13 protein-coding genes are annotated in these 14,943 nt (G+C 74.3%); 6 read left to right on the forward strand and 7 right to left on the reverse strand.

Annotated elements, in window-relative coordinates:
• Window positions 1-152: 152 nt before the first annotated feature.
• Entirely contained in the window at window positions 153-320 is a 168-nt protein-coding gene (locus MY526_RS19700) for a hypothetical protein (RefSeq protein ID WP_436704882.1), read from the reverse strand.
• A 197-nt stretch (window positions 321-517) separates the two neighbouring features.
• Between MY526_RS19700 and MY526_RS19705 the strand changes: the two genes are divergently transcribed.
• From MY526_RS19705 to MY526_RS19725, 5 genes are all read left to right on the forward strand, one after another.
• A complete protein-coding gene (locus tag MY526_RS19705) occupies window positions 518-850 on the forward strand; it encodes an HNH endonuclease signature motif containing protein (protein ID WP_436704883.1) in 333 nt (110 codons plus the stop codon).
• A 139-nt stretch (window positions 851-989) separates the two neighbouring features.
• Window positions 990-2,039: a TIGR03885 family FMN-dependent LLM class oxidoreductase gene (locus tag MY526_RS19710; protein ID WP_436695783.1), complete on the forward strand. Its 1,050-nt coding sequence runs from the start codon at window positions 990-992 to the stop codon at window positions 2,037-2,039.
• A 76-nt stretch (window positions 2,040-2,115) separates the two neighbouring features.
• On the forward strand, window positions 2,116-2,286 hold the full coding sequence (locus MY526_RS19715; protein WP_436695784.1) for a hypothetical protein: 171 nt from the start codon (window positions 2,116-2,118) through the stop codon (window positions 2,284-2,286).
• 26 nt (window positions 2,287-2,312) lie between these two features.
• Window positions 2,313-2,858, forward strand: coding sequence for a GNAT family N-acetyltransferase (locus MY526_RS19720; protein WP_436695785.1), 546 nt, complete (start codon window positions 2,313-2,315; stop codon window positions 2,856-2,858).
• Between the two features lie 31 nt (window positions 2,859-2,889).
• The gene (locus MY526_RS19725) at window positions 2,890-4,560 is read left to right on the forward strand and encodes an alpha-amylase family protein (protein ID WP_436695786.1); all 1,671 of its coding nucleotides are present in this window, start codon (window positions 2,890-2,892) and stop codon (window positions 4,558-4,560) included.
• On the opposite strand, the gene MY526_RS19730 is transcribed toward MY526_RS19725, so the two are convergent.
• The 6 genes from MY526_RS19730 to sbnA are packed head-to-tail and all read right to left on the reverse strand — an operon-like array spanning window position 4,506 to window position 14,030.
• Window positions 4,506-5,279, reverse strand: coding sequence for a 4'-phosphopantetheinyl transferase family protein (locus MY526_RS19730; RefSeq protein ID WP_436695792.1), 774 nt, complete (start codon window positions 5,277-5,279; stop codon window positions 4,506-4,508). The two genes, MY526_RS19725 and MY526_RS19730, sit on opposite strands and share 55 nt — an antisense overlap.
• Before the next feature lie 22 nt (window positions 5,280-5,301).
• On the reverse strand, window positions 5,302-6,342 hold the full coding sequence (sbnB, locus tag MY526_RS19735; protein ID WP_436695787.1) for a 2,3-diaminopropionate biosynthesis protein SbnB: 1,041 nt from the start codon (window positions 6,340-6,342) through the stop codon (window positions 5,302-5,304).
• Window positions 6,339-7,334, reverse strand: coding sequence for a TauD/TfdA family dioxygenase (locus MY526_RS19740; RefSeq protein WP_436704884.1), 996 nt, complete (start codon window positions 7,332-7,334; stop codon window positions 6,339-6,341). Before MY526_RS19740 ends, sbnB begins: the two co-directional genes overlap by 4 nt.
• 21 nt (window positions 7,335-7,355) lie before the next feature.
• Complete coding sequence (locus MY526_RS19745; RefSeq protein WP_436695789.1) at window positions 7,356-9,803, reverse strand: non-ribosomal peptide synthetase; 2,448 nt, start codon at window positions 9,801-9,803, stop codon at window positions 7,356-7,358.
• The gene (locus tag MY526_RS19750) at window positions 9,800-12,955 is read right to left on the reverse strand and encodes a Pls/PosA family non-ribosomal peptide synthetase (protein WP_436704885.1); all 3,156 of its coding nucleotides are present in this window, start codon (window positions 12,953-12,955) and stop codon (window positions 9,800-9,802) included. Before MY526_RS19750 ends, MY526_RS19745 begins: the two co-directional genes overlap by 4 nt.
• Window positions 12,956-12,980: 25 nt before the next feature.
• A complete protein-coding gene (sbnA, locus tag MY526_RS19755; protein WP_436695791.1) occupies window positions 12,981-14,030 on the reverse strand; it encodes a 2,3-diaminopropionate biosynthesis protein SbnA in 1,050 nt (349 codons plus the stop codon).
• Window positions 14,031-14,296: 266 nt separating this feature from the next.
• Here sbnA and MY526_RS19760 point away from each other — a divergent pair, with 266 nt between their 5' ends.
• The gene (locus MY526_RS19760; RefSeq protein WP_436704886.1) at window positions 14,297-14,926 is read left to right on the forward strand and encodes a hypothetical protein; all 630 of its coding nucleotides are present in this window, start codon (window positions 14,297-14,299) and stop codon (window positions 14,924-14,926) included.
• Window positions 14,927-14,943: the final 17 nt, after the last annotated feature.

Here is a 14,943-nt window from a genome sequence, read left to right on the forward strand (position 1 = left end):
CCGGCTCGACCTGGCCTGACCCATCACCGAGTCAGGCACTTACACAGGCCAGCTGACACACCCGCCGAGGGCCGGCTGGACTGGCCGCGGGCCCGGGCGATCGCCGGCGAGCTGGGCTGGAAGGCCCGCGCCACCGATCCGGCGATCATCGCTCAGGTGAAGGCGGCGGTGCTGCCCCGGGCCGGGCGGCTGTCGATCCGCCGGCTGATCGCGGCCGTGCAGGCCGAGCTGGCCGCGCGGGACGCCGGGGCCGCCGACCGGCGCCGCCGGGACGCCGCCCGCGGCGCGAACGTGACCGTCCGGCCGGTCGGGGACGGCATGTCCGAGCTGGTCGCCAAGCTGCCGCACGCCCTGGCCAGCGCCGGCCGGCGGCACCCTGACCATCGCGATCACCGACGCCGGTGGGGCGCTGCGGGCCACCACCACCCGCCGCGAGCTCGAGCGGATCGCCCGCCGCGGCTGCCCCACCCACGGCCACACCGGCTGCCGCTGTCCGGTGCTGGACCGGCCGCCACCGGTGGACCGCTACACCCCGTCGGACGCGCAACGCCGCTGGATCGAGACCCGGGACCGCACCTGCCGCCGCCACCCCGGCTGTGCCAACGCCGCCGGCTGGGCCGACCTGGACCACGTGATCCCGCACGCCCGCGGCGGGGCGACGTCGTGCGCGAACCTGAGCTGCCTGTGCCGCCGCCACCACCGGCTCAAGACCCACGCGCCGGGCTGGAGCTACGCGATCACCCCCGACGGGGTGCTGTCGGTGACCACCCCAGCGGGGTCACCCGCACCACCCGACCACCCGGCCATCGACCGGAACCGAATCCGTCCCTCACCGGCAGCCGGGTCCTGACCGAACCCCCACCCGAGCCACCGCCGGCACCCGACCCCGCCGACGACCCACCACCCTTCTGCCGCCGCGGGTCGTCCGGAAACGGCAGTACGTCCGAGCGCACAGGTAGAGGCCGGGGGAGGCGGGGTAGGGGCCGGACATGACGGTGATCGGGTTCCACAACTCGCACGAGCAGGTGCACCCCGGCGAACTCCTGCGGGCCGTGCAGCACGCCGAGCAGGTGGGCTTCACGGCCGCCATGTGCTCCGACCACCTCACGCCGTGGAACCCGCGGCAGGGCCACTCCGGCTTCGCGTGGTCCTGGCTCGGCGCGGCGCTCGCCACGACGGGCCTGCCGTTCGGCGCGGTCAACGCCCCCGGCCAGCGCTACCACCCGGTGATCGTCGCCCAGGCGATCGCCACCCTCGGCGCCATGTTCCCCGGCCGGTTCTGGGTCGCCCTGGGCAGCGGCGAGGCGATGAACGAGCACGTCACCGGAGACAAGTGGCCGCGCAAGGAGCAGCGTGACGCCCGGCTGCGGGAGTGCGTCGACGTCATCCGGGCGCTGCTGGCGGGGGAGGAGGTCAGCCACGACGGGCTGGTCACCGTCGACCGCGCCCGCGTCTACACCCTGCCGGAGCAGCAGCCCGCCCTCATCGCCCCGGCGGTGAGCGTGGCCACCGCGCGCAGGGGCGCGGACTGGGCCGACGGCCTGGTCACGATCAACCAGCCGCACGACAAGCTGCGCGAGATGATCGCCGCCTACCGGGACGCCGGCGGCCAGGGCAAGCTCGTCCTCCAGGTCCACGTCAGCTGGGACCCCGACCCGGACCGCGCGCTGGCGCAGGCCCACGACCAGTGGCGCAGCAACGTCTTCCCCCCACCGCTGTGCTGGGACCTCGACAGCCCTGCGGCCTTCGAGCAGGCCAGCGCGCACGTGACCCCCGAGGCCGTCACCGGCGCCGTCCGCGTCTCCGCCGACCTCGGCCAGCACGCCGCCTGGATCGCCGAGTACGTCGAGCTCGGCTTCGACGACGTCTACCTGCACCAGGTCGGTGGCGACCAGATCGCCTTCCTCGACGCCTTCGGCGAGAAGGTCCTGCCGCGGCTCGACGTCACCACGCCCGGTCCGGCCGTGGCCGTCGACCCGCCGGGTCCCGCCGGGCCGCGCCGCCCGGCGCAGGAACCGCAGCCCGCCGGCATCGCCTGACCGGGCGGGGACGCCGCCGCATCCACCGGGGACGGGTGCGGCGAAGAAGAGATCGACACGGGAGACGGGGGGCGGCATGGACGAGGTGGACGACGTGGTCCGGCGGGTCAACGCTGGCGAGCCGATGTCGGCGCCGGACCTGCGCCGGGCGGCCGAGCTGCTCAACCGCCACACGGGGTGCGGCCGGCCGGATCTCGCCGCGGCCCGCGTGCGCGTGGCCGTCCTGCTGGAGCGGCTCGGCGAGTGAGCGCGCCCCGCCCAGGTCGCGACGGCGTGGACGTCGCCGTGCGCATGGTCACCGCGGACGACGCCCCCGCGCTGGCGCGCCTGCTGGCCGCCAACCGCGAGCACCTCGCCCCGTGGGATCCCGAGCGCCCTGCCGACTACGCCACCGAGGAGTACCAGCGCGCCGAGGCCGTCACGGCCCTCGACCGGTACCGGGAGGGCGCCGTCCTGCCCGGGGTGGTCCTGCTCGACGGGGAACCGGTCGGCCGCGTCACGGTGAACAACATCGTCCGTGGGCCGTTCCTCTCCGGCGTCCTCGGCTACTGGGTGGCCCGGCACGTCACCGGCCGCGGCGTGGCGAGCGCGGCTGTGGCGGCGATGGTGCGGCACGCGTTCGGCGAGGGCGGGCTGCACCGCCTCGAGGCCGGCACCCTCGTGCACAACCACGCCTCGCAGGCCGTGCTCCGGCACAACGGCTTCCAGCGGATCGGCCTCGCACCGCGCTACCTGCGCATCGCCGGGCGCTGGCAGGACCACGTCCTCTTCCAACTGGTGAACGACGCGGAGGTCGCACCGGCGGGCGATCTGCGGTAGGGACGGGGCACCCCAGGGAGAGGACCCCGCCATGCGCATCACCGACACGAGCGACCTCTGGTGGAAGACCGCCGTCGTCTACTGCCTGGACGTCGAGACCTACCTGGACTGGAACGGCGACGGCTGCGGCGACTTCGAGGGCCTGGCGCAGCGCATCGACCACCTCGCCGACCTCGGCGTCACGTGTGTGTGGCTCATGCCCTTCTACCCGACCGCCGAGCGCGACGACGGGTACGACATCACCGACTTCTACGGCGTCGACCCCCGGCTGGGCACCCACGGCGACCTGGTGGAGGTCATCCGGACGGCGCGCGACCGCGGCATGCGGGTGATCGCCGACCTGGTCGTCAACCACACCTCGATCCAGCACCCGTGGTTCCAGCGGGCCCGGCAGAGCCGGGACGACCCGTTCCACGACTTCTACGTCTGGCGGGACGACGAGCCGCCGGACACCTCCGACCAGGTGGTCTTCCCCGACCAGGAGGACAGCACCTGGACCTACAACGAGGCGACGGAGGAGTGGTACCAGCACCGCTTCTACAAGGAGCAGCCCGACCTGAACGTCAGCGAGCCGCGGGTCCGCGACGAGGTCGCCAAGATCATGGGCTTCTGGCTGCAGCTCGGGCTGTCGGGGTTCCGCGTCGACGCCGTCCCCTTCTTCCTCGAGGTGGAGCCGGACGACGCCGACGCCCTCCCCGACCCGCACCAGTACCTGCGCGCCCTGCGGCAGTTGCTGGGCCGGCGCACCGGTGACGGCATCCTGCTCGGCGAGGTGAACCTGCCGCACGAGCAGCAGCTGGAGTTCTTCGGCGGACCGGACGGCGACGAGCTGACGATGCTGTTCGACTTCATCGGCATGCAGGCTCTCTACCTGTCCCTCGCGCGGGCCGACGCCGAGCCGCTGCGCACCGCCCTCACCGAGCGCCCCGCCGTCTCACCGGACAGCCAGTGGGCCACCTTCGTCCGCAACCACGACGAGCTCACCCTCGACAAGCTGTCGGAGGACGAGCGCAAGGAGGTGTTCGCCGCCTTCGGCCCCGAGGAACGGATGCAGGTCTACGGCCGGGGGCTGCGCCGCCGGCTGCCGCCGATGCTGGACGGCGACCCGCGGCGGGTGCGGATGGTCTACAGCCTGCTGTTCTCCCTGCCGGGGACGCCGGTGCTCTTCTACGGCGAGGAGATCGGCATGGGCGAGGACCTCGACGCCGAGGGCCGGCTCGCCGTCCGGACGCCGATGCAGTGGACCGCCGAGGCCAACGGCGGCTTCTCCACCGCCGACCCCGACCGGCTGCCCGGCCCGGTGGTCGACGGCGGGTTCGCCCCGGAGTTCGTCAACGTCGCCGCCCAGCGGCACGACCCGGACTCGCTGCTGTCGTTCATGAAGCTGCTGATCCGCCGCTACCGGGAGTCCCCGGAGCTGGGCTGGGGGACGTACACGGTCCTCGACCAGCCGCACGCCGAGGTCCTGGCCCACCTCTGCAGCTGGGACGACGGCGCCCTGGTCGCCGTCCACAACCTCGGACCCGAGCCGCGGCAGGTGCCGGTCACCCTGGACGACTGCGGAGCCGAGCACCTGCTCGTGGACCTGCTGCAGGCCGGCCAGGAGGCCGTGGGGGAGGACGGCGGGGTGGAGCTGGCCCTCGAGGGCTACGGGCACCGCTGGCTGCGGGTGGTGGCCCCGGGCAGCCGCAGGCTGGTCTGATCGAGCAGCCCCCGGGCGGAGCACTCCTCCACCCGGACCTCGGCCGCGCCGACGACGGCCAGCGCGGCCACCAGGCCGGGGGGCGGGTCCAGCGGGTGCAGCGCCAGCCCCGCGTCGTCGTGGCCGGCCCAGCGCAGCACCCGCGGCGGCGCCCAGGGCGGTGAGACGACCAGCTGGTCCAGCGGCGTCGCCAGGCCCTCGCCGGTCGCCTTGACCAGGGCCTCCTTCCGGGTCCAGTAGGTGGTGAACGCCTCCGGGCGGGCCCGCAGCGGCTGGCGGGCCAGCTCCGCCTGCTCCTCCGGGGCGAGCGCCTGCCCGGCGATGCAGGTCAGCTCGTCCTCGTCGTAGAGCCCGACCTCCTCGACGTCGATCCCGACGAGGCCGTCCCGGCACACCGCGACGGCGACGCAGCCCGAGGAGTGGGAGACCGAGAAGTGCAGCTCCGGCGCCTCCGGCAGCCAGGGCCGGCCGTGCTGCCCGCCGCACCGTGCGCAGGTGCGGTCGATCCACAGCGCCGTGGGCGCGGCGGCGGCGTGCGCGCCCAGGACGAGGCGGACCACCGCGGTGGCCACCGTCGACCGGCGGCGGTCCGCGGCGCGCCGCAGCCTCGACCGCCGCAACCGGTCAGCGGGCGTCAGCAGGTCGTCGTGCTCCGGGCGGGCTTCCTCGGCCCGGGCCCACCACACCTGGGCGACGCCGGGCGCCAGCGGCGGGACCATCGCGTCCACGGGTCGGCACCGGTCATCCGTAACGGCGGAGCTCGGAGAAGAACCCGTCGACGGTTCGCAGGGAACCGCTGCGCAGGACCTCGTCGTAGACGAACTTGCCGACGGCGAGGTCGAGCACGCCGAGACCGAACGGCGAGAAGACGACCGTCCGGTCGGCCGGCACCGGCACCCGGCCGTCCATCACGTCGGCGAGGGTGCCGGCGAGGAAGTCCCGGTTGCCGGTGAGCTGTTCGGCCAGGTGCGGGGAGGTCTCGGCCTTGAGGCAGTGTTCCACGTCGTCGACGACGTTGGTGGCCGTCAGCAGCACCTCCGGCGCCAGGTCGCGCAGCGAGACGTGCAGGACGACCGGGGCGTGGTCGAACCAGGACACGTCGGTGACGTGCGGGCGGGCCGCGACCGTCGCGAACACCACCAGGTCGCTGCCGCGGACCAGCTGCTCGGGGTCGTCGTACACGGTGACCCGGCCGGGCGTGCCGGCGCGGTCGAGGTAGCCGCGGAAGCCGGCCGCGCTCTCGGGCGAGGTGTCGTACACGCCGATCTCGTCGAAGGACCAGCCGGTGCCGGCGAGGAACGTGTGCACGAAGCGGGCGATCAGCCCGACCCCGAAGAACCCGATCCGGGCCGGCCGGACACGCCCCCGGCTGAGCCAGTCCGCCGCCGACGCCGCCGAGGCGGCGGTGCGCGTGGCGCTGATGACCGAGGCCTCCAGGCACGCGAACGGATATCCGGTGTCGTGGTCGTTGAGCACCAGGACGGCGGAGGCGCGGGGGATCCCGGCCGACACGTTCTCCGGGAAGCTGGAGATCCACTTGATCCCGTCGACGCGGATCTCCCCGCCGATCGAGGCGGGCAGCGCGATGATCCGGGCGCTCGGGCGGTCGGGGAACCGCAGGAAGTACGAGGGCGGGTTCACCGAGGCCCCGGCGGCGTGCAGCCGGTAGGTGGCCTCCACCAGCTCCACCAGCTCCTTCTCGCGGCCCTCCAGCGCGGAGCTGACCTGCGCTCCGGGCACGACGGCGAACGCCGGCACGGTGGCGTGCGGGACGGTGGTCATCGGGGTGCTCCCTCCTCCGTCGGGGACCAGCCGAGCAGGCGCACCGGGTCGGCCAGCGCGACGACCACCTCGCGGGGGCCCTCGAAGGGCTCGCGGCTGTGCGCCGTCCGGACGTTGTCGACCAGCAGCAGGTCACCGGCCTGCCACGGCTCGCGGACGGTGGCGGACTCGTACACCGCGTTGATCTCCGCGACGACGTCCTCGCCGATGGGCTCCCCGTCGCCGTAGCGGGTGGTGAACGGCAGCCCGTCCTCGCCGTAGACGTCGACGAGGTACTCGCGCACCTCGGGGGCGAGGGTCCACTCGTTGAGGAACGCGATCTGGTTGAACCAGCACCGCACGCCGGTCACCGGGTGGCGGACGACGCCTCGCCGCCGCTGCCGGGTGCGCAGCGAGCCGTCCGGCTGCCAGTCGGTCTCGATGGCGTGCGCGCGGCAGTAGGCCTCCACCGCCTCGCGCTCGTCGGTGCCGAAGGCCTCGGCCAGCGAGGCGCCGATCTCGTCGTTGTAGCTGCGGACCAGCAGCCAGCCCTCCCGCTCGACGCGCTCGACCAGCCCGGCCGGCAGCGCGGCCAGCACCGTGGGGGCGTCCGCCAGCGCGGTCGCACCCCCGGTCGTGGGCGCGGACAGGCAGGTGAACGCCAGCAGGCCGGGGACCTCGAGGGCGTAGCTGAGCTCGTGGTGCATGCACATGGGCTGGTTGGCCGGCCACGGCGTCGAGGAGTAGAGGCCGCCGGTGAGCGGCTGCCGGGGCGCGAAGGCCTCCAGCTCCACCTGCACGCGGTCGGTCAGCCGCGCCAGCACGGCGGCGGTGCCGTCGGCGTCGCCCAGGCCGAGGCCGCGGACGAGGACGGCGCCGCGCTCGACGACGACCGCGCGCAGCGCCTCGCGGTGCGCGGACGCCCAGCCCGAGGCGTTCCCGCCGGCCTCGGCCCGCAGCACCGCGACCGCCCCCTCGCGCAGGTCCAGGTCGAGCAGGGACAGGGTCGACATGGCGGTTCCTCCGGGTCGGGCTCAGGGGGTGGGCAGCAGCTCGGCGAGCTCGGCCAGGACCGGCACGCGGACGACGTCCTTCAGGGTCACGGCGCGGTCCAACGCGATCGCCAGCTTCACCGCCGACAGGGACGTGCCGCCGAGGTCGAAGAAGGAGTCGTGCCGGCCGATCCGGTCGATCGGCACGCCGAGCACCTGGGCCCAGGCCGCGGCCAGCCGCTGCTCGGCCGGGGTGCGCGGAGCCGCGGGCCCGGCCGGTTCGGCCAGCTCCGCCAGCTCCCCGGCCAGCGCGGTCAGCGCCTTGCGGTCGGTCTTGCCGTTCGGGGTCAGCGGCAGGCTCGTCCGCCAGTGCAGGACCGACGGCACCATGTACGCCGGCAGGGACCGCGCCAGGTGCTCGCCGAGCTGGTCGGCATCCAGCGGGCGGGGGCCCGTGCAGAACGCCACGAGCCGACGGGTCTGGCCGCCTCCGCCCGCGACGACCACGGCGCCGTCCCGGACCCCGGGCGCCCGCAGCAGCGCGTTCTCGATCTCGCCGATCTCGATGCGGAAGCCGGCGATCTTGACCTGGTTGTCCCGGCGGCCGAGGAACTCCAGCTTCCCGTCCGGGCGCCAGCGGCCGTGGTCCCCGCTGCGGTACAGCCACTGCCCCTCGCGCAGCGGGTCGGGCAGGAACGCCGCACGGGTGCGGTCGGGGTCGTTGACGTAGCCGCGGCCCACGCACACCCCGGCGAAGACGATCTCGCCCGGGGCGCCCAGCGGCACCGGGGAGAGGTGCTCGTCGACGATCCGCACCTGCACGTTGGCGATCGGGGGGCCCAGCGGTACGCGGTCGCCGTCGGGCGCCCGGTGCATGACCTCGTGGTTGGTGTCGTCGGAGGTCTCGGTGAGCCCGTAGGCGTTGACCAGGGCGATGCCGGGCGCGGTGGCGAACCAGCGCTGCGCCAGCTCCCGCTTGAGCGCCTCCCCGGTGACCGAGACGCAGCGCAGGTCGGGGAGCTCGCGCGGGTGCGCCTCCAGGTAGGCGAGCACGACCTCGAGGTAGGACGGCACGACCTGCAGCACCGAGACCCGACCCTCGACGACCGTGTCGACGAACCGCTCGACGTCGAGGACCACGTCCTGCGGCACCAGCAGGGTGCGGCCGCCGACGAGGAGCGCGGACACCAGCTGCCACAGCGAGATGTCGAAGCACTGCGGCGCGGTCTGGGCGACCACCTGCCCCTCGCCGATCCCGAGGTCGTCGATCTTGGCGAACAGGTGGTTGAGCATCCCGGCGTGCTCGCACATGGCGCCCTTGGGCTGCCCGGTGGAGCCGGAGGTGAAGTAGACGTAGGCCAGCTGGTCCGGTGCGACCGCGATCCCGAGGTCGGTGTCCGCGTGCCCCTCCGCGCAGGCCGCGTCGACCCGCACCGACCGCACGCCGGGCAGCGACGCCAGCGCCTCGTCGAGGGCGGCGGTGCTGCCGGCCTCGGTCAGCACCAGCTCGCACCCGGCGCGGGTGAGGGTGGTGGCGATGCGGTCGGCGGGGAAGTGCGGCTCGATCGGCAGGTAGGCGCCCCCGGCCTTGGCGACGGCGAGGACGGCGGCCATCCAGTCCAGGTCGCGTTCGGTCACGACCGCGACCACGCCCTCCCGGCGCAGGCCCCGGGCCAGCAGGGCCCGGCCCAGCTGGTTGGCCCGCGCGTTCAGCTCGCGGTAGGTCCACCGCCGGTCCCCGAGCACGGCGGCGACGGCGTCGGGAGCCGCGGCCGCCCGGGCCTCGACCAGCTCGTGCCAGCGCCGGTCGGGCAGCTCGCGGGCGGGGCCGGCCAGCTCGTCGAGCTGGACGTCGAGCTCCTCGGCCGACAGCAGGCTCTGCCGCCCGTGCTCGGCGTCCGGGTCGGCGGCCAGCAGCTCCAGTGCGGTGCGGTGGTACCCCGCGATCCGGGCCGCGCAGCCGGCGTCGAGCGCGTCGGTCCGGACCCGCAGCCGCAGACCGCCGTCCACCGCCACCTGCAGCACGGCGTCGTCGACGGCACCCGCACCGGTCGGGTCGAAGACCGCCTCCGACGACGGCCCGGCGGTGCCGAGTTCCGCGAGCAGCGCGTCGACGGGGAAGTCCGCGTGCGCCAGCAGCTCCGACTCGGCCCGGTGCGCGTCGCGGACCAGCGCCCGCCAGCTGCCGGGGCCGGCGGACAGCCGGCAGGGCAGGGTCCGGCCGCCCGCGACGTACCGGGTGACGACGTCGGCCTCGCCGGACAGCGCGGCGAGCACCTTCGCGTGCACCGCCAGCAGCACCGTGCGCACCGGGACGCCCAGTTCGCCGGCCCGCCGGGCGACCGCCGCCTGCAGGTCGCCGGGCAGCGTCGCCCGGATCTCGGCGGAGCCCGGTACCGGAGCCGCCGTCCACCGGGGGAGCGCCGTCGAGCCGCCCTCGAGGAGCACGTCCCGCCAGTACGCGCGGCCGGTCTCCGTCGACAGCGTCATCGGTGCCTGCCCCTCTGCGTCGGGACGGCGGACGGCGATCGGCGGGGAGCCCGGTGGCGGTGCCGCGGGACCTGGACCGGGACCTGGACCGGGATCGGGGCCTCGCCGTCGCGCGGGGTGGGGAGCGCGGGCGTCGGGGCCGCCGCGAGCGCCGGGCGAGCGGTCTCCGGTCCCAGCTCCACGGCCGGGTTCCCGCCCCAGCGCGCCTCCGGCGGGACCTCCTCGCCCTTCATCAGGAAGGAGTCGGCCACGAGCTCCGCGCCGTCGCCGACCGTGGCGCCGTAGTGGACCCACGCGGAGATCCCGACCGTGACGCCGGCGCCGACGGTGATGCGGCCGGACTTGAAGGCGCCGTCCTCCTGCGAGTGGCACTGCAGCCACGCCCCACCGTTGAGCGTGGCGTCGTCCCCGATGGTGACCAGCGTGCGCTCCGGGATGTCGCAGCCGTCGTCGTACACCCGCCGGCCGATCCGGACGCCGAGCAGGCGCCACATCGGGCCCTTCAGCGGCGTGCCGTTGAGGATCTTGGGGCTCATCAGCAGCTTCCAGTAGCGCTCGTGCCACCAGAAGTACGGGTCGTAGATCGAGCAGAACTGCGGGGTCAGCGGGCGGAACCGCAGGTTGACCCACTCGACGAGGGTGCCGAAGGAGAGGTTGAACGCGACCGTCGCCAGCGATGCGCCCGCGACCGCCGTGGTGGCGAAGTCGTGGTGGAGCTCGGTGGCGGACAGCCCGATGAGCGTGATGCCGGTGAACTGCAGCCACCCGACCAGCAGGAACACGCCGATGGTGCGCAGGTTGTACCGGTTCTTGGCGGCCAGGTGGCGGCTCAGGTCGTTCGTGATCGGGTCGAACTCCGCGTCCCGGTCGACCGTCCGTGGGATCTCGAAGGCGGGGGAGCCCAGCAGCCCGACGTCCTGCCGGACCGGTCCCTCGATCGGGATGAGGACCTTCGTGGCCAGCATGACGTTGTCGCCGGTCCGCGCCCGTGAGGGGTAGACGATCCCGTTGCCGAGGAAGCTGCGGGCCCCGATCGTCGCGCGGGAGACGCGGAACGACGTGCTGGAGTAGTCGGCGTTCATGACCGACAGCCCGTCGGCGACCATCGTCCCGCTGCCCACGGACACCAGGTACGGGGTCTCGTGCCGGACGCCGGTGCCGAAGTTGGAGCCGGTCTGCACGACCCGGCCGAGGTCGTAACCCAGGCCCCGCAGGTAGTGGACGATGTAGGAGCTGTCCCCGAAGAGGGTCCCGAACACCTTGACGTTGGTCAGCCGGGCGATCGTCCGGTGGATCGAGTAGTGGAAGCCGTACAGGGGGTAGACCTTGTCCGGCCGCATGACAACGTGCAGCAGGCGGGGCACCGTGACCACGAAGAGCAGGGCGAACACGATCCCGCCGAAGAACAGCGCGGTGGAGACCTCCAGCGTGGTGACGTAGAACGACACCTCCGCGAAGGCGTGCGGACCCGCCTCCAGCAGGGCCGCGATGTCGGGGAAGACGACGGTGAGCAGCGCCACGGCACCCAGGCTCAGCGGCAGGGTGACGAGGACGACGTTCAGCAGCGACACGACGGAGTACACGATCCGGCGCAGGGCGCCGCACCGGGCCGGCTCCACCAGCCGGTAGTCCACGTCGGTCCGCTGCGCCGGGGAACCGTGCCACCGCTCGCCGTCGGGCACCGCCTGCCCGCGGTGCAGGGAGGAGCGGTGGCCGAGCTGGGCGCCGTCGCCCACGCCGGTGTCGATGTCGAGCACCGCGGCGTCGCCGATGACGGCGCCGGCCCCGATGGTGACCGTGCCGGTCTCGATGACGCCGGCCTGGGCCCGGTAGCAGGTGAAGACCACGTCCCGGCGGATCACCGTGCCGGCGCCGACGGTCAGCAGGTCGGGGGCGGCGGGGATCTGCTTGCTCATGATCACGACCCCGGGCCCGATCCGTGCGCCGAGCGCCCGCAGGTAGAGGGCGTGCAGCGGGGAGCCGACGAAGAACAGGACCAGCGGGTTGGCCCGCACCAGCGTCTTGACCGTCCAGAAGCGGACGTAGGCCAGGCTCCAGATGCGGATCTGCTGGGGCCTGGTGCGGCCGACGAGCACCCACTTGGCGAGGATCGGCAGGAGGCACATGCCGAGGAAGGTGCCGCCGGCGACCACGACCGACCGCAGGTAGTCGTCGAGCAGGCCCCCGCCCTCGGAGATCCAGTCGAAGCCCACCATGACCACGTACGAGGTCAGGAACGTGTACCCGAGGAAGACCAGGACCTGCAGCGCCCCGCAGAGCAGGTACTCCGTCGTGGTCGCCCGGCGCGCGACCGGCGCCGCGGAGGGGAGCGGCGCCGCTGCGGCCGGGACCTCCGCCGGGGTCGTCGGGACGAGCGCGCCGGCCAGCTCGCGGATGGTGGGGTGCTGGTAGACGTCCTTGATCGAGACCGAGGGCAGCCCGGCGTGCTTGCGGACCCGCGCGCAGAACTGGGCCATCACCAGCGAGTCGGCGCCGAGGTCGTCGAAGAAGTGGCTGTCGGCGGTCACCGGTCCGCCGACGACCTCGGCCAGCACGTCGGCGAGGGCCTGCTGGGTGGGCGACGGCGCGGGGGCCAGCGCCGCGGCGAGCAGCGCGACGGTGGGGTGCTGGTAGACGTCCTTGATCGAGACCGGGGGCAGCTCGGGGTCCTTGCGGATCCGCGCGCAGAACTGGGCCATCACCAGCGAGTCGGCGCCCAGGTCGTCGAAGAACTGGCTGTCGGGGGGCACCGGCGCGCCCTCCAGCACCCCGGACAGCACCCCGGCCAGCCGGTCGGCGAGCGACCGGTCGGCGGCCACCGGCCCGGCGGGCTCCGGGACGGCGGGCGCGGCAGCCGGGGCGAGCGCCGCGGCGAGCCGCCCGACGGTCGGGTACTGGTAGACGTCCTTGATCGAGACCGACGGCAGATCGGCCCGCTTGCGCACGCGGGCGCAGAAGCGGGTCATCAGCATCGAGTCGGCACCGAGGTCGGCGAAGAAGTCGCCGTCCGGTGGCACGTGCTCGACCTCCAGCACCTCGGCCAGCACCTCGGCCAGCCGGTCGGCGAGCGGCGGCGCCGCCGCCGCGGGACGTGCCCCCTGCGCGGGGACGGACTCCGTCAGGTCGGCGGGCTCGACCGTTCTCCCCAGCACGTGGACTCCTCGGGCGCGGCGCAGGTCAGGGGATGAGGGAGCCGTTGACGGCACCGTGCGCCCGGTCGTCCTCGGGGGGCCGCGGCTGGGGGACGGCGCGAGCCGGCACGGCGCCGCCGCCGTCGGCCAGCACGTCCTCGCCGTAGAGGTCCCGCAGCCAGTTGGTCTGGTAGATCGTGTCGAGGTACCGCTCGCCGAGGTCGGGCCCGATGGCGACCGCGGTGAGGTGCTCCCCGCTGTGCTCCGACAGCCAGCGCAGCGCGCCGCTGACCACCGTCCCGGTCGAGCCGCCGAACAGGAATCCGCGCCGGGCGAGGCGGTGGCAGGCCCGGATGGCGTCGGCCTCCTCGACCCACACCACGTCGTCGACGTAGGAGCGGTCGAGCAGTGGCGGGTGGACGCTCATGCCCAGGCCCGGGATCATCCGCCGGGCGGGCGGAGCGCCGAAGGAGACCGATCCCACGGCGTCGACCGCGACCACGCGGACGGGCCGGCGCCACTCGGCGAAGAACCGCGCGCAGCCCATCAGGGTGCCGGTCGTGCCGGCCCCCACGAAGAGGACGTCGAGCATCGGGAACTGCCGCGTGATGGCCGGTGCGGTCGTGCGGAAGTGCGCCTGCCAGTTGCCGTCGTTCGTGTACTGGTTCAGCCACACGTACCGGGAGTCCGAGTCGCACAGGGCGCGGACGTAGTCCAGCCGGGCGCCGAGGAAGCCGCCGACCGGGTGCGGCTCGGTGATCACGTGCACCTCGCTGCCCAGCGCCTCCATCAGCAGCCGGGTCGGCAGGTTGCACCGCTGGTCTGTGACGCACAGGAACCGGTAGCCCTTGCTGGCCGCGATCATGCTCAGCGCCACGCCCAGGTTCCCGGACGAGGACTCGACGAGGATCGAGTCGGGGCACAGCAGGCCGTTCCGCTCGGCGGCCTCGACCATCTCGGTCGCGGCCTTGACCTTGATCGACCCGGCGAAGTTGAAGCCCTCGCACTTCAGGAACAGCGACTGGTCGAAGATCGGCTGGAGATCGACGTACAGATCGTCCTCGTTGAAGTCCTGCGGAACGGAGATCACGGTCACGACGGTCTCCTCGTCTCGGAGGCGGGTACGTGGCGCCGTTCTCGATTCCCCCACGTACCGGAACGGCTCCGTTGCCGCTCGCCTCGCGCCGGTCCTGCCGGCGGGAGCAGCGTCCAATACGGGTGGGAATGGTCTCCATAGGACCTTCGGGCTAGTACCGCTGGTACCGGCCGTGTCGGCCGGGGCCGGTGGTCGACACGGCGACGTGTCGACACGTCCCGGGGCCCTCCCGGGCCGCGTCGGCAGCGCCGCATAGCGTGGGCCCGATGACCGAGGCCCCGCGCACCCCGAACCCGTCGACCGCCGAGCTGCCCGCCGTCCCCGCCGGGGCCACGGCGGCGCAGCCCGCGCCCGCCCAGCCCGCACCCGAGCAGCCCGCGCCCGCTCAGCCCGGGCCCGCACAGCCCGGGCCCGCGGCCACCGGGCCCATCCCCGTCGCCACCCCGCCGGCGCCGGCCCCCGACCGGCCGGCGCCGGCGGGTGACCGTGCGGAGCCGACCTCCGCCCCCCAGCCCACCGTCCCGGTGCCGCCGCGACCACGGGTGGGCCCGCGCCGGCCGGGCCCGCTGACCCGGATGGGGCCGTGGGCGCCGGCGTTCGGCGCGGTGCTGGGCCTGGTCGCCGGGCTGGTCAGCGTCTTCCTGCTGGCCGGGGTGGCCGAGGCGTTCGCCGAGCGGCTGGCGCTGGTCTTCCTCACCGTCGGCCTGGCCATGCTGGGCGCGGCCGGTGCCCTGCTCGCCGACGAGGTCCGGCTGGTCCGCCGGGGCGCCCGCGAGGCGGGCATCCGCCCGGCGTGGGTCGAGGCGACGGCCAACCTGATCAACGGCCTGACGCCGGCCCGGCTGCTCCTGCTGGCCGCCTCCTTCGTCCTCTTCCTCGCCGCCTTCGTCAGCTGACCGGCCGCCGCCGCGCC

Origin of the sequence: Geodermatophilus sp. CPCC 205761 (assembly GCF_051383655.1) — a bacterium.
In the GTDB taxonomy this organism is placed as follows: Bacteria; Actinomycetota; Actinomycetes; order Mycobacteriales; family Geodermatophilaceae; genus Geodermatophilus.